Source organism: Nocardia sp. NPDC004168 (assembly GCF_040610355.1).
GTDB lineage: Bacteria > Actinomycetota > Actinomycetes > Mycobacteriales > Mycobacteriaceae > Nocardia > Nocardia sichangensis.
On the sequence record NZ_JBEXME010000033.1, the window covers coordinates 1 to 21,008 of the forward strand.

Below are 21,008 nucleotides of genomic sequence, written 5' to 3' on the forward strand. Positions count from 1 at the left end.
GGACGCGCAACCAATACCTTCGGCAGGACCCACCTCAACCACACCTGAACCACCAAGACCAGCAACAAGATACATGATCTTTGAGGAACGCAGCATTAGTCCAACCTCACCGAGGGCCGCCACGACCTGGGGCGGCGAATCTTCCATGGTCGCAAGGGTGAAATCTATCGCGCCTACCACGACGGCATGGAAGACCAGCTCAATTCTCTCGGTCTCGTGCTGAACTGCGTCGTGTTGTGGAATTCCCGCTACACCGACCGTGCGCTGGACGCGCTGCGCACCCAGGACTATCCCGTCCGCGACGAGGACGCCGCCCGGCTCTCACCGTTCATGCGCGAGCACATCGGCCTGGATGGGCACTACGCCTTCCATTTGCCGGACTTCGGTGGCGGTCACCGGCCACTGCGTGATCCGGAAGCCTCAGAAGAGTAAATCCCGCTGTGGCTCCCAATCGAGTGACCAACTTGGTCGACTTCCCAACCCTGGGCAGTGGCTAGTTTGTCGGCATGGTTACAGACGCGCTGTGGGTCGGCTTGGAATCGGTGCCGTGGGCAGAACTGAGTCATGCCTATGGATCGGCCCAGGATGTGCCGGAGCTACTGCGCCGACTCCAGTCCGGCGCCGAAGACGAGGCAGCGGCGGCGTTGCAGGAGCTGTTCGGCAACATTTGGCATCAAGGCACGGTCTACTCCGCGACTGCGCATGCGGTACCGTTCCTGGCTCGATTGGCTGGGGCCGGTATTCAGACCCGCGGCGTCTTGGATCTCTTGGCAGAGATCGCCGCCAGCAACGATGAACGAGGGGTCGCCGAACCCGGTGCCGCTCGACACGCAGTCGCACAACAGTCGCCGTTACTGCGCCCTTTCGTGGACGACGCCGATGACCATCTACGTAGTACCGCCCTTTCCATCATGATCGGAACGCAACGCACCGATCTATTTCTGCCCCTGTTGCTCGAGCGGTGGGAGGTTGAGAGCGAGCCGTGGCTGCGGACCCACATCCTCACTACCGCAGGGAAGCTCGACGACCCGCTGGCACGCGAGTTGGTGATCGCGGCGTTGGGACCGGCCGAAGCCCCGCAGACCCGCCTGCGCGCGGCAGCAACCTGCATCGTGGCCGGCATGCCATGGGAAGGTGAGGTTTACGCAGCCGGAACCGCTTGGCTCGCCGATGACTTGATGCACGACACCATCGGGGAGCTGGACCATCACATCACCGACCTGATAAACGCCCTGGTCCATCACTGTGACATCGCCACCGCCGCGGACCTGATCGCCCTCGAGCTCACCAACACGGGCCCTTCTGCGGTGTTGATTCGACGCGGGGGCATGTCCAACGCCGAGCGCCTTTGTGTCGAATTCCGCAGCGCCGCACCAGCACTCATCCCTGTGCTGACCATCGTGGCGACAGAAGGCGTGGTGGAGGAGTACGTCGGACGCCGTGCAGTGAATCTGCTGTGCGCATTTGGCCCCGACGCCGTCCCAAGTCTAGCCGACACACTCGCCACACTTGCTGGACACTTGGAACGCCCGCGCGTCGCCGACGCAGCAGTGGCGTGCCTGGTGCAGTGGCGGGATCCACGGGCGCCCATCTTGCTGGCCCAGGAATTGGCAACACGATCGGCAGCCTTGTCACAGATGGCCGAGGCATGCGCGTCGTTCGAGTTGTCAGCACCCTTGCTCGACGCGATCCGGAACCGACTCTCACAACTGGCCGAACCACCTTCACCCCCTACCAACCACTACTCCCGTACCAGTCGACACAACGAGCTCATCAACCTGTTCCGGATACTTCGCACGTGGGCATCATGCGCCCACGCCGCCGGACCTGAAGTACTCAACCTCCTCTACAGCGGATCGCTGAGCCGTATTCAAGCGGTGGCCGCGCTCACCGCGTTCGCCGCGATGGGCGGCGAGCCGCAGTGGACTGCTAATCGGCTCACGCAGGTTGCCACCGAGGGAACAGGCTTCACCACCCTTGATGCAGCGACTGCCTTGCACGAGCTGACCGGACGCACCGAGGTTCTGCTGGCAGCCATCGAGAATGGGATCCGCAAGCGCTCTGTCGACCGAATGACGGCAGAGGCCGGCCTGTCGCTGGCTCCCTCCGAACGGCTGGTGAGCGTGTTGGCGAATGTGGTGTCTCAACCACCGTCACTGGATGCTCCCGCATACGAATTCAGCGAGCATGTGCAGATCGGGCGGTTGTGGGTGCATCACGGCGGCGAACCGGCAGCGGTTCTCCCCGTCCTGGATCGGGTGTTGCACCGAACCATTCGGACCGACCTCTGGACAGTGATCGACGCCACAAACTTGGCCGCACGAATCGGTTCAGCGGCCGAGGAACTACTGCCTGCGCTGGTTTCGCTGCTCGATTCCCCCCGACTCCGCCCAGCCGCAGTACGTGCGCTACTGAGTATTGCCCCGGCCCAGTACAACACCGAGAGAGCCAGAGCAGAACTGGTCGACATGATCGTGGGAGACCTACCGAACACCGACTCCCTCTACCAGCAACAGCCCATCGAGCTGTTCGAAGAGCTCGGCCCCTCGGTCCTAACCCCTCATGTCGTGGATGCGCTGCGGAAACTCGCCGTACAAGACCGCAGGATGGTGAGGGCCAGTTCAGCCCCTGAATCCGTTCAGAACGACGAACGTTTCCGCCGGAGCATCCTTGCGATCATCTCTGACCAGACGCTCTCCACGTCCTGATTCCCTTCGCCTCTGCGGACCCACGCCGATTCTCGGAGGGCCGCTGAACTGTCTGCCGAGCTCAAGCGTCCGCGGTTTGGTCAAATGAGGCACCCCTCAGCGGCTTCGCCGGGCGGCGGGATCGGTCTTGGCCTGCCATGCCATCAGCGATTCCGCCGAAGGTATCGCGTATTTGGCCAGCGACCGGACCGAGGAATGCCCACTCATGCGCATCAGCATCGGCGTGGACGCGCCGTCCTCGGCAGCGTGAGTGAGCTTCGAATGCCGCAGCTGATGCAGCGTGAACGGCCCGCGCGTGAACTCGGCGGTGTGGTTCTCGAACACCTCGAGGGCCCGCCGATACGACAACCGCGCCCGCCCGGTCCCGGGATCGATATCCGCCTTGGCCACAATGGGTTTGGCCTTGCGATTGGTCAGGAACACCGGGCCGGTGCGGCGGCCGGCCAGCAGGCGCGGCAACAGCCGGGCAGTGCCGCTCTGCCAGGCCACGATATCGATAGCCCCACCCTTGCGGACCACAGTCGCGCACCGATTCGGCCTGTCCAGATCCGGAACGTCCAGCGGCAGTATGTCTTCGACGCGGGCGGCGGTTTCGTAGAGCAGGTGCCACAGCACGCGCTCCCGCAGCGGCGCATCACCGGTCAGGATCGCGGTGATCTCCTCACGGGTCAGAGCCTTGGAACGATCCTGCGGCACTGTCCGCGATACCAACCGCGACAACGGATCCCCGACCAGCCACCCCTGCGCGCGCCAGTACTCGCACGCCGAGCGCAGCGCGGCCAAGCGGACATTGAACGTCTGCGAGGACTTGTCACCCCACGTGAAGGTGAACCAGCCGCCCACCCGCTCAGGCTCCAACATGCCCGTATCCGAATCGAATCCGAAAGCACAAACCAGCGCGTCGAGTGCGGTCGCGTAGCCGCGGCGGGTGTTGGCGACCGGGATCGTGTCCAGGAAAGCGCGGACCGCGTCGGCAAGCCGCACCCCGCCACGCAGCACCCGAACCGCCCCGAGGTCCGGTGTCAATGTTCGAACTCCTCTGCACCATTGTCCTGGGGGTCGGCTCTGTTTGCAGTGGACTTCGAACATCGGCGTGTCGCGAACTCGTCTGCACTAGTGTGCTTTTCGTTCGACGTCGTGTGCACGAGAGAGCATCGGTATGTCCGCCGATACGGCCAAGGCCGTGGACCGCGGTGTGGTCACCGCAGATGAGTCGCACTGGCAGTCGGCGGTGCACCGAGCGGAGGTGATCGGCCGCCTCGCGTACAACGATCGGGTGAGCGTTGCTGCCGCCGACAAAGCCGGAGCAGAGCTGGGCTTGAAACGTCGGCAGGTGTATACGCTGGTGAAACGGTGGCGAGCCGGGGACAGCCTGGCCTCGGATCTGCTGCCGGGCACCTCGAGCGGTGGGCGCGGTGGTGAGCGACTGCCCGATGAGGTGGAGGCGATCGTGCGGAGGGTGTTGCGGACGAGGTATTTGACGCGGCAGCGTCGTTCGGTGGCGGTGATCTGCCGGGAGATCACCCACGAGTGCCGGGCCAAGGGCCTGCGCCCGCCGTCCCGGTCGGCGGTGGTGCGGCGGATCGGCCGGTTGGATCAGGCGAAGGCGGTCACGGCGCGGGAAGGGGCCGACGCGGCCCGCGCTCGGCGGGCGGCGGGTGGTTCCACGCCACCGGTGCAGGGCTGCTGGAGCGGGTGCAGATCGATCACACCCCGGCGGATGTGATCGTGGTCGACGAGCTGCACCGGCTGCCGATCGGCCGGCCGTATGTGACCGCGGCGATCGACGAGGCCACGAAATGCGTTCCGGAACTGGTGATCACCCTGGAGACACCGTCGGCGACGTCGGTGGGCCTGTGTTTGGCGCAGATGGCGATCGACAAGCGGGCCTGGCTGGAGCGCCTCGGCGTGGATGCGGTGTGGCCGATGAGCGGCAAACCGGCCCGGCTGTATGTCGACAACGCCGTCGAGTTCAAGAGCGAGGCCCTGCGCCGTGGCTGCGATCAGCACGGCATCGGTATCGGCTACCGGCCGCTGGGTGCCCCGCACTATGGCGGCATCGTCGAACGCCTGGTGGGCACCATGATGCGGCTGACCCATGAGCTGCCGGGCACCACGTTCTCCAACCCGCGTGAGCGCGGCGACTATGACAGTGACGCGAAAGCCGTGCTCACGCTGACCGAACTGCAGCGGTGGATGGCGCTGGCGGTGGCCTGCTACCACGGCGAGCCGCACGACGGCCTGGGCGGGCGCACGCCGGCGGGGGTGTGGGCGGAGCTGGCCGCCGAGCAGGGAACCCCGCCGACGGTGACCAACGAAACCGCGTTCCTGGTCGATTTCCTGCCGGTAGAGCGGCGGTCGCTGACCCGCAGCGGGTTTCGTCTCGACCACGTCCAATACTATTGCGACGCGCTGAAGCCGCTGATCGCGCGGCGGGAGTTGCTCGGCAAGTTCGTGTTGCGGCGCGACCCGCGCGATATCTCCCGCATCTGGGCACTGCATCCGGACACCGGTGAATACCTCGAAGTGCCGTACCGGACGTGGTCACGCCCGGCGATCAGCGTGTGGGAGCAAACCGCCGCGGTGGCCCGTTTGCGGGAGCAGGGCCGGACCGAGGTCGACGAGAACGCGCTGTTCACGATGGTCGAGCAGATGCGCCACATCACCGACACCGCGACCGCGGCCAGCCGCAAGGCCCGCCGCGACGGCCAGCGCCGCCGCAACAACACCGCAGCGCGGCGGGGCGCGGATCCGGTTGTGCCGCCGCCACCCGACGATTCGGCGGCTGGGCCGGTGGCCCCGTTCGAGGTGATCGAGCAGTGGTGAGCGGCGATCCGGATCTGTCGCATCTGCATCCGTCGGCGCGCCCGATCGCGATGCTGCCGGGCCTGGAGCGGTTGCGGTACGTGCGTGGGGACCGGTGGATCGGCTACACCCGCGCAGCACATCGCATCTGCTTCGGCGCTCATCAGTGAGTGAACGACCGTCGACAGCATCTCACGCAGCAGGTCGGGGCTGGTTGCGGCGAGTTGCTCGGCGAACGACTTGCCCGGGTCGATAGGCTCGATCCTGGTCATCGCGTGAACTTTCCCTTCGTTGAGCTTGGCGGTTCAAGAAGGATCACGCGGTGACCGCCCACTCTCCGGCTACGATACGCTCACACGGTCGCTACGGAGTCGCTGATACACCACTCTGCTGGACGCAACCGCCCGCGACACCCCGTGTGACGAAGCGGCACATCTGTCCCACCCCTTGGGTTGGGTACCTCTCACCGGCAGAAGGCGACCGGCTCCGACCCAGCGGAAGCAGCCTGGGCGAAGCAGCAACGTGTCGGCAGAACTTGTTGGCGGCGGCCGGGTCATCCGCAGCTGTTGGCGGGCCCTCCGACTTCGGCCGCAGATGCCAGCGCCACCATTGCCTCGATCGGTGCCCGTCGCGCTGCATCGCCGACCACGGTGAGCCCCACTGAGGTCGTCCACGCCGCGATCCGCCTCAACGATCCCGGAGGCCGCCCCCGCATTACACACCAGACACCTGCCAAGCCTGTGCTACCGGGGCCCGTGCGGGTGCGGAAGTCGGTGACGGGCCCACCGGTCGCAGCCGTAATGACACTCGTCACCCTTTGACGACGGCATTCGGCTAGACGCCTTACCCCCTCCGCAGCGCAGCAACAGGTCATCCGCCCGGCCAGGAGCGATCCAGGCATTGATGTCGCCAGGAGCCACCACAACCCCGGCACCGAGTGGCGGGGTGCCGAAGATCCGACCACTTCTGCAATGCCCCATTGGAGATGGGACTCGGCCACAGCCAACCCTATGTCGCCCCTCTCGCCGGTCGACGGTCTCCAACCTCGGCCGTTCCTTGACGCAGGATCTCGGAACCTGATCGAGGTGTTCTATCGGATGACGAGTACCGTTGACCGGAAACTGCACGAAATTTGTTGTCGCGTAGAGATACTCGTCACGCGCGCCAAATTTGCATCGGGGAAGATGGTCGTGATGGGGTTCGCTCCGTCGCTTCGGCACCGTGTCATTGGCGAGTCAAGCGTTGGGATCACCGACACAACGATGCATCAGCGCGAAAGAAGCGGAAATGACCTTCGAAAGTATTGCGCCACAATATAAAACAAGTCCATCGGCTAGGACTCGATACTTCATGGACGCCCCGGCGGCGTCGGACGAGCGCACCCGTAAGAGCGATCTCCGTGCTCCAAATTTCCACTCCTGGGAACATTAATAGTATTACCACATGGAAACCTCCGATCTCTGGAAATGGAACAAATCAGCACAGTTCGGCCGGAAATTCTTCCGAGAACGCAACCCGAAGGAAAGTGGACTGCGCGTGGCCCTCATCGGGAACTGGGGTTACGTCTGGGCAGCAGTTTGCAGCCTGATCACCTTCACCTTGCTGTTCCAGCCGTGGCTCACCGCCTCCGGCCCCAACGGCAAAGCCGAAACCAACGCTTTCGGTCGCATCAACGCGACTACCCGATACCTGACCGTCTGGTCGTCGCTGAAACCAATGCCTACAGCTCAGATCACCGGCTTCTGGGCGCTCCTGACTACCGCCGCCATCATCATCTGCGTGCTCACCGTAGTCATAAATCTGCGGGCCCGCAACGAACTACTCGCACGCGTGGCAGCGATATCCTCAGTCGCAGTGGCGATCTTCACGGTCTGCACTCTGCTCTATATCAACAGCAAAGCGCCCGAACTCAAGGAAATGACCTCGCGTCGGTGGGATCTGGGCGGGCAACTCGGATCGGTGATGTCCTGGTTGCTCGGCAACGACAAACTTCCGGTACCCGGCATCAGCGAGACCCGTTACTCAACTTCCCAGCTCACCCTCACTGCGATACTTGCCTGCTTCACCTCTATCGGCTCAGCCTTGGCCGCCAGCATCCAGCAAATTCTCAAGGGCACAACCGAACCTTTCCGCCCTCCCCCATCCGACACCGACACCGACACCGACACCGACACCGATGGAACGTAGAGCTGGCCGGACCGTCGGAACAACGACTCTGACTCGCTTCCGGTGGCTGAGCGTGGTCGCCTGATGGCACGGTGCTTGGGTTGGTGAGGCGGAGGTTGCTGTCGGGCTGATGTTCTCGGGTTCGTCGGCGCTGGTGATCGACGAGTCGCCGAGCGGGCTGACAGCGAGTATCAGCCCGAAACTCCGCCGTAACGAGAACGACCCTCTGCTTCAAATCCTGACGATCCGACATAGGTAAGTGACCTCGGTAGATATCTGCCGGTCATTCCGCACTCCACCTTCATTGCGTGCGTGTGAGAGTCGCGCTTGACGACCACAGTTCTCCCCGCGATGGGAGGGTGCCATCCGAAGCCGGTGAGCGCTCCCTTGTCACTGGGCGTTACAGGCACCGCACGAAGGATCACCGTGTCGAAAGCCGCTGTCTCGCGTGATGCGATTCCGATCGTCGGTGCAGGCCCGGCGGTTTGACTCTCGCTCTCGAGTTGCTGCGCTGGGGTGTGCCGTGTCGTGTGATCGATAAAAGGTCTGATCCGGCCGCGACATCGAGATCGTTCACGGTCCTCGCTCGCACTGGTCGGCCGCCGTCGGTCTGGCGATAGGCGCGTCGTCGCCCATCGGTAGGTGCAGTTCCGGAACGACGCGAAGCGATCTCGCGTCGCCGGGCTGCCTCCATTCACCGTTCGGTCGTCGTCGTCGCGGTCCCCGATCTCGTCGGTGCCATCCTGACCTGAACCCATGAGGTCGGTCCACCGACTGTGTGAGTCTTGCCGCCCACGTTGTGAGCGGGAAGGCTCGATGCGATGACCACGAGGAAGAGGCACACCCCTGAGCAGGTCGTGCGCAAGTTGACCGAGGCCGATCGGCTGCTCGGTGAAGACAAGGCCGTCGCGGACGTCACAGCCAAATCGGATCACCGTAGACGGCGACCGAACTGTCCATTGTTGCTGTGGATATTGACGCAATCGCGAACGAGCGCAAACTAACGGCGCCGAGGCAAGCATCTATCTTGACTTCCACCTGGTCCATGGTTATCGAAGCATGCGCCCCCGCAAGAGCTTTTGTGCCGAAGGTGATACTGGTGATGGTTCCGGGCTTGACAGTGGTCGAAATACTCGGCAAGATCAGCGCGCTGCCTCCCACTGTAAAATCGGGCAAGGCACCCACGCTCACGCCGGCGTCAGGGCCGATCGCAGCGGATATTCCGAGAGAAAGCCCGCTGGAAACATCTGCCTGGCAGCCGATCTGGTAACCCAGCTGCAGCGTCCCCGAGTCCACTGCCTCCGCGCCCGCGCCGGTGATATCGGCCGCCGCGGACAACGATACGAACCCTTCGCGCGTGAAAGGCGTTGCAGCCAAATTCGGCACGCGTTGGACATCTTCCGCGGTCTTGCTGACCCGTAACTCCCAGCCGGCCTCGGTGCGTGCGATGCGCGACTTGTCCGCGACCGGATCAGCAGTCGCCGTCGCGACGTTAAGACTTGACGCCGCGGCGGCAGCGATGCCGAGAATCATCAACCCCGAGACCTTTGAAAAAGTCACGATCACCTGTTGCAGCGAAACGCCGCACGCGCCCTCTCGTGTCCGCACAGCCACTCCATCCTTTCCGAGTTGTCAAACAATCGACTGGGCGCAAACATCGGGTAGTCGTCGACGGGTGTCGAGACCGATCAGGGCCCCGAAACCTCCGCACCGGCAGGCAGCACGGCCGACAACATGCCGTTTCGTTCGCTGAGAATTATCAAGACTTTTTCAAAGCCTGCAGTTCGCTCGGTATGGGGGAAATACCTACAATCACCGAGTGGTACGTCCGACCTAACCATTGCCATCCCTCTATTCGGGGGCGCGACCCCACCAAGGTTGGATACCGAGATCGTCCGCGATGGCGCCTGCCGCGTTGTAACCGCACGCACCGCCGATGGACCCCCCGGGGTGAGTCGAAGCACCGCAGAGGTACAGATTGTCGAACGCCGTCCGGTAAGGGGGGTACTCGTGGAAAGGCCGGAACACGCCCAGCTGGTCCTGGGTCATCTCACCGTGGTTCCAATCGCCGTGACGCATGCTGGGCATGACTCGCTCGATGTCGATCGGGCTCGATATATATTCGCCGACAATCATTTCAGGCTCGAGCCCGCTGTCCAAGTATGGCCGCCAACGGTCCAGAACGAGCTGCGCGTAGTCGGCCTTGATCTGGTCCCATGCAGCCGATCCGCCGTCACGTAGGTCGTACGGTGCGATCTGTTCGCAGAAGCAAGCTTCGCCTCCACCGGGCACGAGACTGGAATCGAAGGCCGAGGGGTGGACAGTGAACAGGCCGGGAGATCGCGGTGGTAGACCTAACCGACAGTCGGATGCGTTGTCGTCGAGCACGTCGAGCGACTCGCAGAGCGACACGGCGAAGCAGTTCTGCAATCCGGGTTCCCTGTCGGCGGCCTTCCACCGAACCGGCTCTCGCAGGGCGAGGTACAGACAGAACATCGACATTCGGTCGTAACGCCAGCGTTTCACTGCGGGGCGGAATTCGATAGGCAGGTCTGCCTCGCCGACCAGATCCAGGAATGTGTGCTTCGGGTCGAGGTTGGAGACCGCGATTCCGTCGACAGGAATCCGCGTCGAGTCGTCGAGCACGACCGCAGTGATCCGATGGTCGCGGACCTCGATCTGCCGAACCGGGGAATCGACTCGGATCTTTCCACCATGTTCTACGACGAAACGCGCCATTGCTCGCGCGAGATTGTTGGAGCCGCCCTCGCAGATTGCCCATCCGTACGGTTTCAGCGAGCCGGCGAGCATGAGTGGATAGTTGGCGCCGAGACCGAAGACGTCGCCGGTACCTGCCAGTTGGGCTACCCAGAAACCCAGCCAGGTCTGCACCTCGGGCGACTCGAACAAATCTCGAGCCAGGTGGTTGGGTGTCGTGAGGAACTGGCGGACCAGGTCGAAGCCACCCGCGGCTTCGATCTCTGCCACTTCCGCCGAGGGCGACCCGGGCGGGGAGAACATACCGGGAATCAGCCGTGTCTCCAGCACATGCCGGTACACCTGCATGAGGTCGCGGAAGGTCTCGGCGTCACGTTTGGAGTACCGAGCGATGTTCCGCACTGTCGTGTCGAGATCTCGTGACAGCACCAGACCGTTCCCGTCCGGAAAGACATGCGCGAACTGATTGTTCGGCCAGATGTACCGGGCGCCGCGGCGATGCAACTCCAAGTCTCGATACACCGGACCCATGTGAATGATGCCGTGAAAGTTCGAATGGAAATTGTGCCGAAATCCCGGTGCCGTTACTTCTTCGGTGGCACAACCTCCGCCGACGACCTGACGAGCTTCTAGTACCAGCACCTTCCTCCCGGCCTTGGCGAGGTACGCCGCGCAGGTCAGACCATTGTGCCCGGCCCCGATCACGATGACATCGTATGACTCCATTGCAAGGCTTCCTTGTGTTGCGAAGGGCGGAATACTATATAAATCGATGTCCGCCGTCGACATTGATGAGTTGACCAGTGATGAACGAGGCTTCCGGACTCGCCAGATAGCTCACGCATGCGGCGACATCTTCCGGTTTGCCTCTACGTGGGATGGACTGTTCGGACACGATGTCGTCGAACAGCGCCCGTTCTTCGGGCGACGCCAGAACTCCGGGAGTCTCGATGAACCCGGGAGCCACCGAATTAACGGTGATCCCGTGTCTACCAGCGCCTTTCGCAAGCGATCGGGTGAACCCGATGATCCCGCCCTTTGACGCAGCATAGTGCGTCAGGTCAAAATCACCCACGAAAAAGGCCGACGACGACACATTGATGATCCGTCCGTAGCGGCGCTGCTTCATCCAGGGGTACACGGCCTTGCTGCAGACGAAGACCGAGTCGAGATTCGTCGCCAGTACCCGCCGCCAGGCACCGAAGTCGAGTTCATCGAACGCGGCGTGTGGGAAAATCCCGACGTTATTCACCAGGATGTCTATACGGCGGTGGCATCGGACAATTCTCGACACCGCAGCGGCGACGGCGTTCGGGTCGGTGACGTCCACAGCGGCTTCACACCCGATGTCGAACACCTCGACAGTCACTCCGTCGCGTGTCAGGCGGTCGGTCACCGCCTGCCCGATGCCCTGGCTACCTCCGGTGACGACAGCGACCGGACCCTTGTGCGCGGCGGTCATCGCGGGATTCGTCCCACTGTGCGGACGACGGGAGGCGCCATCGCGGCGATGCGCGCGACCAAGTCGTCCGCACACAGTTCTTGTTCCGGCTTCATCAGTGCACTACGCAGAATGCGTCCGCTTGGAGCATCGGGGTCGAGACGGTGACCGCGTCCGCCGAATCCGGCCGCTTCCACTCGAAGTGTGCTGAGGAATATGGCCTCTGTCGGGTCGGCGGACATACCGTCGGCGACCATCCGGCGGGAAGCGGCATCCACTTCCGACACAGAACTCGCAGCGCTGGGAAAATAGGTGACCACATCCAGGTCAGGTTGCTGGTAGAGCGTCAACGCCGACGATTCCTCCACCTGGCGCGTGAAGCGAAGAGCGGCGCGCCGAGTGGATGCGAGCAGCGCTCCCAAGCCGTCACGTCGCAGGGGAAGCAGCTGCAGGGTGGTCCAGAGAGCAGCGGCAGAGGCACCTGATCTGGAGCACTCCAAAGTGATCTCGCCCAGGTGCGGCAGCGCACCAGAGAACATACGCGTGTACGGCGAATCGTGCCGATAGTGCCGTGCCACCGCCGGATCTGCGAACAGCACCGCCCCGCAGCCGTACGGCTGCAGCCCATGCTTGTGAGGATCGACAACGATCGAATCACACGCACGGATCGCCCGCCATGGCGCGGGATCCCACTCGAGCGCCTCGTCGTCATCGTCCGCCAGCAGCGCGAAGAATCCGCCGTATGCCGCATCTACATGCAGTCGAGTACCGTAGCGCTCCTTCAGAGACAGCGCATCGGCGATGGGATCGATCGCGCCCACACCCGTAGTTCCAGCTGTGAGGACCACCGTGCCGACCGCACCCGTCCGGACGAGCTTTTCTACCGCCGCGAGATCAATGGCGCCGCGCGCGTCGGTCGGCACCCGGTAAGCGGTCATGCCGAGGAGGGCACACATTCGCTCGTGGGTGAAGTGGGCATCGGCGCTGAACGCCACACCTCGACCGGGCAGGGTTTGCCGGGCGACGAACAGTGCTTCCAAATTAGCGATGGTCCCACTGCTGGTCAGGTGACCGATATGGGCCGGTAGCGAAAACATCGCCGCCAGATCCCGCACCACCTCGTGTTCCATCTCTGTCGTCGCCGGACCACCCGCGAGATCGTGGTTGTTCTGATTGAGCAACATCGCCGCGACATACCCGGCAACCGCCGCCGGATGCGGCGCCCGGGTCATCTGGCCCACGTACCGCGGATGGAAGAACGGGGTGCTGCCGCGCAGCCGCTCGGACAGTTCATCGAAGACCCTGCCGAACCGCTCGTCGCTGACGATGGCATCCGGATGCGGCTGGTACCCGCCGAACGAAGCTTCCCACTCCGTTGCCGAATCAACCGCGCGTGCCAGCCATTCAATGATATTCACGTCACTGCGCCCCGCCCTGCGGGAGCTCGGAGGACATCCCGATGCCGCTGGTGCACTCGGCGGAACGTGATTCGGCCAAGTCCTCCGCGCTATGGATGCGGTGATCGGTAATCGCGCCGGCCGAATCGCCAACCGCACGAAACAGGGACTCGGCGATGGATCTGCGCAGTTTGACAGGAAGCGCATGACCGAACCGGGACAAGTATGCGAACAACCATTCACTCTTCCCCACCAGGAAGGGGTAGTCCGATGGCATCATGTTCCGTACCACCAACATGGGCAGCGGAGCGTCCAATGGTCGGAAATCGTGGTTCCACAGCCCAGGCTGCGGGCACCCCGGATAGAACTGGCCGAGCATCAGTCCATCGGCCACGAAACGGTCCTTACACAAGGAATGCATGGCGTCGACCCGGGTGTAGTCCGTCAAATCCCGAAACACCGCCAACAGGGCAGCTTGTGGCGCACCGGAGATCACCGGTCGCGTAAGAGATACGAAGAGGTCGAAAGTGTCGTCGATCACCGATTTCATCCGCTCCGTGGTCAACTCCACGTCTCCCGGTATGACAGCTGTCCACAAAGAGTGATGACCAACAGCCGGTTTGACAAAGGGGCACACCGGCCCATCACGGCCCAAATCACCGCTCGGACGCACCAGATATTCGTGGACCCATACCCGCAATGTCGCAATCGACGGCATTGCTTCATCCGAATCACGCGTTTTGTCGAACAGATCGAACCACTCGACGCGTGAGCGCGCGCCGACGAGAACCCGTACAGACATGACTTGCTCCTACTCGGCAAACCCGGACCTCCTCGCCGGTGCTCTGGAGTGGAACGGCCCGAACTGCAGCGCAGACGCTACTCAGCGGATCAAGCTGGCGACTTCCCAGCACTGGGCATCCGAGCAACCTCGCAGCGACACTCGGTAGAGCCCGCCTGCGCCGCAGCGGTCGATCGCTAGATCGCCGGACTCCCGTGAGCGGATACGTATCGCCTGCGGCTCGCATTTCATGCGGCCCCATTCCCCTGGTCAGCCTGACAGGACATGAACGGCGTCCATCGCCCAATGCGCGCCTCCGGCAGTAGTAGGGATTTCCCCCATACCGCGAGGGCAGGGCTCTTGGGAGGGTTATCTTGTGGTCCCTCCGCCCCACTATCGATACTCGCGCGGTTACCTGCTGGCGTGGCCCGCCGCGCGTGAAGCCGACCGAGCGGCTCCGCGCTGTCCGATCAACACGTACGACCGGATAGCAGAGCATTCGTCGACGGCTGCGACTGCGGCTGCGGTTGCGGTTGCGGTTGTAGCAGCATGAAAACGGTTCGCAGAGGAGTCGCGGCGCCAGGCAACGGGAGCGCGGAATGCTACTCCACCGGCGCCGTTTTCATTGGAACTCGGCGAGGTCCCCGCACTTATAGCCGAATTGCCGCGGTATCCGGCATATTTCGGTAACCCCGACAACAGAGGAGAGCCTGGTGAGCAGGGTAGACGATGTAGTCGCCAAGATCAGTGATGATATGGATTTCTGGTTGACGGGCGGCGTCGGATTCCGGGGCGACGAAGTCCAGAGCGCGTTGAACTTGTTGTCCGGACTGAATTCGACAGAGTTCAAAGAGGCTTTCGACAGACTCCTTATCAAACAGGGATCGGTGAAACAATGGGACCTGAGGAGACAGCTCGCTCAGGACGCCGGCGACCTCAAGAACGATCCAAAATATGCGGAAATCCTCCGAGCGCTCGAGAGTGGTGACCCAACGTGGTTCGTGAAGGCAAAGAAGGCAGCAGAGGATCAAGACGACAACCCGACCCACGGCTTCGAAAAGACTACGGACGAGATAAAGAAAAAGCACGCGTATTATGTCGATATCTATGAGCCCAAGTATGCCAGTGAGGCACTGAAAGAACTGATCGAGAGCGTCGAGTTCACCATGCAGTGCCAACTCGACACTCTCGGTTGCGGCAAGCCGAACGCCGCCCCCGACTTCACCGACTTGCTCGATGGCACGCAGGTCGCCACCGCGGACGGCTGGTCACAATTGAGAACCGAGCACAAGAGCCTAAAAGAGTCACTGGAAAAGGAGCAGGCCGAGTACCTCAGGATACACCAGGACATCACCGGTGCGACATTCGATTCTGCGGTCACGAACTCAGCTCTCTTCAAGAAACTCACAGACATCATCAAAGAACTCAACGAGAATCTCATGCATGGTCGCCCGAAAACTCTCTACCTCGACGGCGACAAGCTGAGCGAGAGCTCCGGGGGCCCACCGAACTGCGAAGTATACATCCTTTACTCCGAGCAGAACAAAGACCGGAGCAGCGACGATTTCGGAAAATTTGTCCTGACTCCGGAAGCGGAACAGCGATACTACGTCAAGTTGATCGACGCCGCGGTGGAAAAATGGGAGAAAGAATACGTGCAAGCGGTCAAGACTTTCCGGGAACTCGCCGAGAAGATAGACAAGGCGAAGCACAGAAAAGTCAACAACGACAACAGGAGTAACACGGACAACAGCGGCGGCGGGCAGGGCGGCTATCCGTATCCGATTCAGGGTGCTGTCACCCAGCCCACCGGATATCAGAACGAGGATTTCAGCTCTACGTACGACGATTTGCTCGGTGGATCCGCGAGTACTTCGGATACTTTCCCGGGTGCCGCTCTGGACGGCAATGTTGGCGACTCGCTGTCGAGCCTCGGCTCTGCTTCCCCTCTCTTCCCGGCCACACTGCAGGGCGGTGCCGGAACCGGGTCGGGCATGCCTTCCGTATCCGCCGGGCCAGCTGCTGGTGGTGGTGACAACGGCGCGAGTGCGTTGAGTCAAATGGCGATGATGAGCGCCCTGAGTGGGATGATGAATCAAGGGAACCGTCAGCCCAGCGACGACCGAGCCAATGAGACGGCCCACGCAGACCAAGATCGGCGTGAGAAACGGGAACGGCAACAGAACTACGACGCTCCCGCCGCCACTGCCAATTCCGCCGCTCAGACGACCCCGCCGGGGGTGACAGCTCCGACGGACCCGAGCACTCCACCACCGGTGACGCGACCAGGTGTAATGAACCCCATCCAAATCGGCGATTCGCTCGTGCAGGTGTCCCAGCCTGCGGTCGCGGAAGCTCTGCGGCAGCAGGCGCAGAACACCGCCATGAACGCAGAGGCCGCGTACGCAGGAACCGCGGGTGAGTCGATACCGGAACGCCACCCGTGGGCGTCGGTCGAGGATGTGGCGACCCTGAGGACGGGCGATGTCGTGCAGTGGGAAAAGCACAGTGCGTTGATTGTCAAGAACGAGAACGGTTTGAACGTCCTGGACAATGGTCTCCTTGTTCACTGGGATTCCAACAATCCGCCGCTGACCGAGAAGTACGGCCATTTCACCGGCTACCGTCACCCGACGGGTTTGGATGTCGATCCCGGCACCGCCGGCCCCGAAGCTGCGGCACCACCTCCGTCGACAGTGAGCGCCGCACCGCCTGCCAGCCCACCACCCGTTGGACCACAGCAGGTCTGAGCAGCCGAAAACTGTGAACCCGAAGCATGCCACCGTGGTCCACACAGGGGCATATCGACTGGTGGGCGATCCGTCAATGCGAAGAGTCGATTCTCGATCAGCGGCCGGTCGCGGCATCCCTGGCTAGATGAGTGATTCCAAGGTCGGGTGGGTTGTGGTGCTGCTTGCCTGACTTTGCTAGTGGTCGTAAGCGGTCAGCGACCGGTGTACGGGTGCGCCGGTTTTGTCGTTGTGCCAGATCGCGGCGGTGAGGGCCAGCAGGCGTTGTAGGACACGAACGGCGACGCCCGCTGGGGTGCGGCCGCCGTGCCGGTTCCAGGTCGAGCTGGGCTTTGAGGGTTTGGTTGATCGATTCGACGACCTGTCGCAACGGCTTGAACAGGCCGGCGCCGGCCCGTTCGGTCTCGCCTTTGCGGGCCGGGCGCAGCAGGCGCAGGCTCCGGTCGGCCAGATGGGTCTCGAACCCGGCGCCGAAGTAGTTCTTGTCCGCGATCAAGGTCTGATGCGGCCGGGTCGCCGTCAAGACGGGGTCGGCGTCGAGGATGCCGAGCAGGACCTCGCGTTCGTCGGCCTTGGCTCCGGCCAGGGCGAACCCGATCGGCACGCCACCGAGAGTGGCGATCAGATTTAGCCGCAGCCCCCAGAAGTAGCGTGAGTGCGCAGCGCAGTACCCGTATTCGGCCCATCCGGCCAGGTCGGAGCGTTTCACCGTTTCTCTCGACCGGCCGCATTCGACCGGGGTGGAATCGGCGACCCATACGTCATCGGTCCACAAGGTGGTGTCAGCGGCGAGCAAGCGGATCACGGTGCGGATCAGGCCGGCGGCGTTGTGCAGCCGCTTGTTGTAGCCGGGCTGCTGAGGCAGATACCGGAACAGGTGTCGCAGATGGGTGCGGGCATAACGTAGCCAGCGGGCTTCGGAGGTGAACCCGAGTAAGGCCTGCATCACCGCCAGGGTGACCAGCTCGGCGTCGGTCAACCGTGGGGCGAACCCGATCGGCGGTCGCCACGGCCGCAGATCCGGGCGGGCGGTCAACCGGTTGTCGGTAGTGACATACAGTGCAGTGGCGAGGGTGTCGATGTCATTGCTCACACCCTTGATCTACGGCACCCTCGCCCCGAAATCACGCCGGAACGCGCGCAAAACCCTTGCCCGGCAACATCTCTCATGATCAGCCTGGCTTCGCGATGCCGACTTTTGCAAGCAACCACCACAACCTGAGGCAATGAACATGCGCATGCACCCCAACTTTTACACCGTTGACCATCGGGGTCCCGGACGGCTGAGCATCATGGCCAAGCCACGCGGCGGAGAGTGGCTCGAAGACGAGATGACCGCTCTGAAGGCGTCCGGTGTCGACCGCTTGGTCTGCGCGCTCACCGCCGCTGAACTCTACGAGTGCGACCTCGGAGCCGAAGAGCGCACAGCACGCGAGGCGGGCCTGCAATTCGTTTCCATCCCGATCGTCGACCGCGGCGTCCCCGACCGGGCCAGCGTGCTGCCGACCCTCCAGCACCTCGCTGCGCAACTGAACGACGGCGCACACGTCCTCACCCACTGCCGCTTCGGCATCGGCCGCGCATCCCTGCTGGCCGCCGCGCTCCTCGTCATCAACGGCACCGACCCCGACACGGCATGGAACCGACTCGAACAAGCTCGTGGACTCACCGTCCCCGACACCCCCGAGCAACGCGAATGGACCAACACACTGTCGCGACGGCCCCTGTCCTGACTACCGACCGGAGATCCACCACACCCCTTGGAATCACCCATCTAGGGCACACCCGGCCATGCACATACGAATCGCGGCATGTTCGCTGTGCCACAAGGATCGTTGGCAGGTGGCCGTCAATCGGGCGGAGGTGATCGGTCGTCTCGCCGAGATGGAACGGATCAGCGCGGCCTCTGCGGACCAGGCCGCTGCCCGGTTGGGGTTGAAGCGCCGCCAGGTATATGAGCTTGGTGAAGCGCTGGCGGGCTGGTGCGGGTTTGGCGTCATCTCCAGCCGGGCAAGTCCAGCGGCGGCCGGGCGGTGAGCGGTGACCGGATGAGGTGGAGGCGATCGTCCGCACAGTGCTGTCGGCGCGGTACTCGAGTAGGCAGCGGCGATCGCTGGGGGTGATCTGCCGCGAGATCGACCGGGAATGCAGGATTCACCGACGCCCAGGCCATCGCCGCGGTCGCCCGCATCACCGGCGGCAACTTCCGACCGCTGCAGCGACTGTTCGCCCAGATCCACCACACCATGAGAATCAACGAACTCCACACAATCACCGCCGACGTCGTCAAACCCTCGTCATCGGCGACACCTGACCGTGCTCACCGGATTGCCACTCAACGGCCCGAGAACACCGCCACTTTCCGCCGCGGGTCACAGCGCTGAGGCGTACCCCAATTGGACATACAGTAGGCACGGCCACTGGATGGGTGCAACCGTTTCCCGCATGGGCGGCTCCGAGCGCGGTGCCGGCTCGGCGCTGTGTTCCCAGCGCTGAAACATTACCGACCGGTCGTCATGTTTATACTCTGCCCAGGTAGGGGGCAATCGTGTGGATGCAGCCGACCCGCAGTCGGGCTCAGCGGCTTGCCGGACCCCTTGGACAGCCCGACCGTGCGTTGGGCGTAGTCGCCGACATTCAGGCGGTCCATCGCCGCGCCCCAAGCTGCGCAGGTCTGCCGGGTCCACTGACCAGGCTAAATGATCTCGGAATGCTCAGCGGCTAGCCACCGACCGGGCTTCGCCATGGCACCACGGAAGATGCCGCGGGCCTTTGGGGTGAGAGTGGATGTCGCATACCAGTGCTCGACCCAATCCGCCCACTGCTGGTGTGCCCGAGAGGCAAAAACACCCCTGGCCCAGACAAATCCGAAACCAGTCCGCATCGGGACCTGCGTGGGTACTGCCTCAACTGATCGTGTCGATCAGTAGTTTCGCGGCCACTGTTGCCCCGTCCGCACGGATCGTGCCGGCCACTGCGCTCGCGCGCGCTCGAGTGGTAGACGTCAATGCGATGTCGAGAGCGGCGGACAACGACGCTGTGCTGGGGTCAGCGTCCTGGAATGCCGCGCCGATGCCGAGATCGGCCACCCGGCGCGCCCAATACGGCTGGTCCATCATCTGAGGCACCACCACCTGCGGCACGCCTGCCCGGGCGGCGGCTGTCGTCGTGCCCGCTCCACCGTGGTGGATGACGGCGGCGACCCGAGCGAAGAGCGCCTGATGGTTGGCCTCGCCGACGGCTATGCAGTCCTCGCGGTTGTCGATCAAAGCCAACTCGGCCCAACCACGAGAAAGCAGTACACGCCGGTCGTGAGCGCGGATCGCCTCGATCGCTGCCCTGGCTATTCCGGCGCGCATCGGCATACTGCCGAACCCGACGTACACCGGTGGTGTGCCCGCGTCCAAGAACGCCGACAACTCGGCAGGCAATGGGCGGTCGTCGGGGACGATCCAGGCACCGGTCTGCACGACGTCCAGACCCGGCGACTGCGACCATGGACCCAGAACCGGGTCCGCGGCCAGCCATGGGCTCTCGGTGATGACGTGGTCGCGTACATCCGCAACCGGCGGTAGCCCGAGCGCCATCCGGCCGGTGTTGAGCGCGTGGCCGAACTCTGCGTTCCAGCCGTGGGTGTCGATTTCCCACAGCAGCTGGTTGCCGATCGCCTCCGGTGCGGGTCGATCGCCCGGCAACGGCATCGGGGGATGATGGGGTGAAGGCAGGCTGGTTGGCTGGAAGCTCACAAACTGGTAGTGGATGCCCAGCTTCTGCGCGATTGACCGGGCCGCCATCTGCGTCACGCCGGTCGCCACCACCACGTCGCATCCCGCGGCCGCTGTGGAGATCGTGTCGAACTGCATCGCGGGCCAGTCGTTCACATACCGCAACAGCTCCGCCCGCGACGGCCTCCCGCCTCGCGAACCGGACTTCGACGGCCCCAGCGGCACCAGCGGCACCCCGAGGTCAGCGCAACGCGAGGCGATATCCGGCGGCGCGCACACCCCCGCTTGGGCTCCGAATTCCCGCAACCACAGCGCGAGCCCCAACATCGGCTCGATATCGCCGCGCGAACCGCTCGCCGTCAGCAACACCCGCACGTCATCACCGACGATCCGTCGCTGGATTCACACGGCTCCACTCGGTCCGAACGAGGTCAACGATGCCGCTCATACCGACTATCATCGAGCCGCAACAACTCGCCGCGACACCACGGCCGTCCCCACCCTTGGGAAAACGACC

The 21,008-nt window shown here is 63.4% G+C and carries 15 protein-coding genes and 4 pseudogenes; 10 read left to right on the plus strand and 9 right to left on the minus strand.

Annotation, left to right across the window (positions count from 1 at the left end; translation table 11 throughout):
- Positions 1 to 114 precede the first annotated feature (114 nt).
- A pseudogene (locus ABZW96_RS32970) lies at positions 115 to 432 on the plus strand (Tn3 family transposase); the annotation flags it as partial.
- Between the two features lie 74 nt (positions 433 to 506).
- Positions 507 to 2,708 carry a hypothetical protein gene (locus tag ABZW96_RS32975; protein WP_355080166.1) on the plus strand — a complete coding sequence of 734 codons (2,202 nt, stop codon included), beginning with the start codon at positions 507 to 509 and terminating at the stop codon, positions 2,706 to 2,708.
- A 96-nt stretch (positions 2,709 to 2,804) separates the two neighbouring features.
- On the opposite strand, the gene ABZW96_RS32980 is transcribed toward ABZW96_RS32975, so the two are convergent.
- Complete coding sequence (locus ABZW96_RS32980) at positions 2,805 to 3,734, minus strand: site-specific integrase (protein WP_355080168.1); 930 nt, start codon at positions 3,732 to 3,734, stop codon at positions 2,805 to 2,807.
- A 133-nt stretch (positions 3,735 to 3,867) separates the two neighbouring features.
- Here ABZW96_RS32980 and ABZW96_RS32985 point away from each other — a divergent pair, with 133 nt between their 5' ends.
- The 3 genes and pseudogenes from ABZW96_RS32985 to ABZW96_RS32995 all read left to right on the plus strand — a co-directional run.
- Positions 3,868 to 4,434, plus strand: a complete 567-nt coding sequence (locus tag ABZW96_RS32985; RefSeq protein WP_355080169.1) for a DNA-binding domain-containing protein — start codon at positions 3,868 to 3,870, stop codon at positions 4,432 to 4,434.
- The gene (locus ABZW96_RS32990) at positions 4,404 to 5,534 is read left to right on the plus strand and encodes a Mu transposase C-terminal domain-containing protein (protein ID WP_355080171.1); all 1,131 of its coding nucleotides are present in this window, start codon (positions 4,404 to 4,406) and stop codon (positions 5,532 to 5,534) included. Before ABZW96_RS32985 ends, ABZW96_RS32990 begins: the two co-directional genes overlap by 31 nt.
- Positions 5,528 to 5,650 (plus strand): annotated as a pseudogene (locus ABZW96_RS32995) (transposase); the annotation flags it as partial. The gene ABZW96_RS32990 and the pseudogene ABZW96_RS32995, both read left to right, overlap by 7 nt.
- Here ABZW96_RS32995 and ABZW96_RS33000 read toward each other — a convergent pair.
- A pseudogene (locus ABZW96_RS33000) lies at positions 5,642 to 5,785 on the minus strand (IS256 family transposase); the annotation flags it as partial. The pseudogenes ABZW96_RS32995 and ABZW96_RS33000 sit on opposite strands and share 9 nt — an antisense overlap.
- A gap of 1,171 nt (positions 5,786 to 6,956) precedes the next feature.
- On the opposite strand from ABZW96_RS33000, the gene ABZW96_RS33005 reads away from it, so the two are divergent.
- On the plus strand, positions 6,957 to 7,700 hold the full coding sequence (locus tag ABZW96_RS33005; RefSeq protein ID WP_355080173.1) for a hypothetical protein: 744 nt from the start codon (positions 6,957 to 6,959) through the stop codon (positions 7,698 to 7,700).
- Between the two features lie 464 nt (positions 7,701 to 8,164).
- Positions 8,165 to 8,299: a hypothetical protein gene (locus ABZW96_RS33010; protein ID WP_355080174.1), complete on the plus strand. Its 135-nt coding sequence runs from the start codon at positions 8,165 to 8,167 to the stop codon at positions 8,297 to 8,299.
- A 295-nt stretch (positions 8,300 to 8,594) separates the two neighbouring features.
- Here ABZW96_RS33010 and ABZW96_RS33015 read toward each other — a convergent pair whose 3' ends face one another.
- The 5 genes from ABZW96_RS33015 to ABZW96_RS33035 form a co-directional block, all read right to left on the minus strand.
- Complete coding sequence (locus tag ABZW96_RS33015; RefSeq protein WP_355080176.1) at positions 8,595 to 9,287, minus strand: MspA family porin; 693 nt, start codon at positions 9,285 to 9,287, stop codon at positions 8,595 to 8,597.
- A 243-nt stretch (positions 9,288 to 9,530) separates the two neighbouring features.
- The gene (locus tag ABZW96_RS33020) at positions 9,531 to 11,186 is read right to left on the minus strand and encodes an NAD(P)/FAD-dependent oxidoreductase (protein ID WP_355080178.1); all 1,656 of its coding nucleotides are present in this window, start codon (positions 11,184 to 11,186) and stop codon (positions 9,531 to 9,533) included.
- Positions 11,158 to 11,859: an SDR family NAD(P)-dependent oxidoreductase gene (locus ABZW96_RS33025; RefSeq protein ID WP_355080180.1), complete on the minus strand. Its 702-nt coding sequence runs from the start codon at positions 11,857 to 11,859 to the stop codon at positions 11,158 to 11,160. The genes ABZW96_RS33020 and ABZW96_RS33025 overlap by 29 nt, the downstream gene beginning before the upstream one ends.
- Positions 11,856 to 13,256, minus strand: a complete 1,401-nt coding sequence (locus ABZW96_RS33030) for an aminotransferase class I/II-fold pyridoxal phosphate-dependent enzyme (RefSeq protein WP_355080182.1) — start codon at positions 13,254 to 13,256, stop codon at positions 11,856 to 11,858. The genes ABZW96_RS33025 and ABZW96_RS33030 overlap by 4 nt, the downstream gene beginning before the upstream one ends.
- A gap of 1 nt (position 13,257) precedes the next feature.
- Positions 13,258 to 14,037, minus strand: a complete 780-nt coding sequence (locus ABZW96_RS33035; RefSeq protein ID WP_355080184.1) for a DUF6875 domain-containing protein — start codon at positions 14,035 to 14,037, stop codon at positions 13,258 to 13,260.
- A gap of 692 nt (positions 14,038 to 14,729) precedes the next feature.
- Between ABZW96_RS33035 and ABZW96_RS33040 the strand changes: the two genes are divergently transcribed.
- Positions 14,730 to 16,766 (plus strand): hypothetical protein, encoded by a 2,037-nt coding sequence (locus tag ABZW96_RS33040; RefSeq protein ID WP_355080186.1) that lies wholly within the window; start codon positions 14,730 to 14,732, stop codon positions 16,764 to 16,766.
- Positions 16,767 to 16,943: 177 nt separating this feature from the next.
- On the opposite strand, the pseudogene ABZW96_RS33045 reads toward ABZW96_RS33040, so the two are convergent.
- Positions 16,944 to 17,859: pseudogene (locus ABZW96_RS33045) on the minus strand (IS982 family transposase).
- 145 nt (positions 17,860 to 18,004) lie between these two features.
- On the opposite strand from ABZW96_RS33045, the gene ABZW96_RS33050 reads away from it, so the two are divergent.
- Both ABZW96_RS33050 and ABZW96_RS33055 read left to right on the plus strand, forming a co-directional pair.
- Positions 18,005 to 18,499 carry a hypothetical protein gene (locus tag ABZW96_RS33050; RefSeq protein WP_355080188.1) on the plus strand — a complete coding sequence of 165 codons (495 nt, stop codon included), beginning with the start codon at positions 18,005 to 18,007 and terminating at the stop codon, positions 18,497 to 18,499.
- A 109-nt stretch (positions 18,500 to 18,608) separates the two neighbouring features.
- Complete coding sequence (locus tag ABZW96_RS33055) at positions 18,609 to 18,803, plus strand: hypothetical protein (RefSeq protein ID WP_355080189.1); 195 nt, start codon at positions 18,609 to 18,611, stop codon at positions 18,801 to 18,803.
- 869 nt (positions 18,804 to 19,672) lie between these two features.
- On the opposite strand, the gene ABZW96_RS33060 is transcribed toward ABZW96_RS33055, so the two are convergent.
- Positions 19,673 to 20,866 carry a glycosyltransferase gene (locus ABZW96_RS33060; RefSeq protein ID WP_355080191.1) on the minus strand — a complete coding sequence of 398 codons (1,194 nt, stop codon included), beginning with the start codon at positions 20,864 to 20,866 and terminating at the stop codon, positions 19,673 to 19,675.
- Positions 20,867 to 21,008 lie beyond the last annotated feature (142 nt).

Coding starts and splice junctions, on each gene's coding strand:
- ABZW96_RS32985 (WP_355080169.1), top strand. CDS start 3,868: ATGTCCGCCGATACGGCCAAGGCCGTGGACCGCGGTGTGGTCACCGCA.
- ABZW96_RS32975 (WP_355080166.1), top strand. CDS start 507: ATGGTTACAGACGCGCTGTGGGTCGGCTTGGAATCGGTGCCGTGGGCA.
- ABZW96_RS33020 (WP_355080178.1), bottom strand. CDS start 11,186: ATGTCGACGGCGGACATCGATTTATATAGTATTCCGCCCTTCGCAACA.
- ABZW96_RS33035 (WP_355080184.1), bottom strand. CDS start 14,037: ATGTCTGTACGGGTTCTCGTCGGCGCGCGCTCACGCGTCGAGTGGTTC.
- ABZW96_RS33005 (WP_355080173.1), top strand. CDS start 6,957: ATGGAAACCTCCGATCTCTGGAAATGGAACAAATCAGCACAGTTCGGC.
- ABZW96_RS33025 (WP_355080180.1), bottom strand. CDS start 11,859: ATGACCGCCGCGCACAAGGGTCCGGTCGCTGTCGTCACCGGAGGTAGC.
- ABZW96_RS33050 (WP_355080188.1), top strand. CDS start 18,005: ATGCACCCCAACTTTTACACCGTTGACCATCGGGGTCCCGGACGGCTG.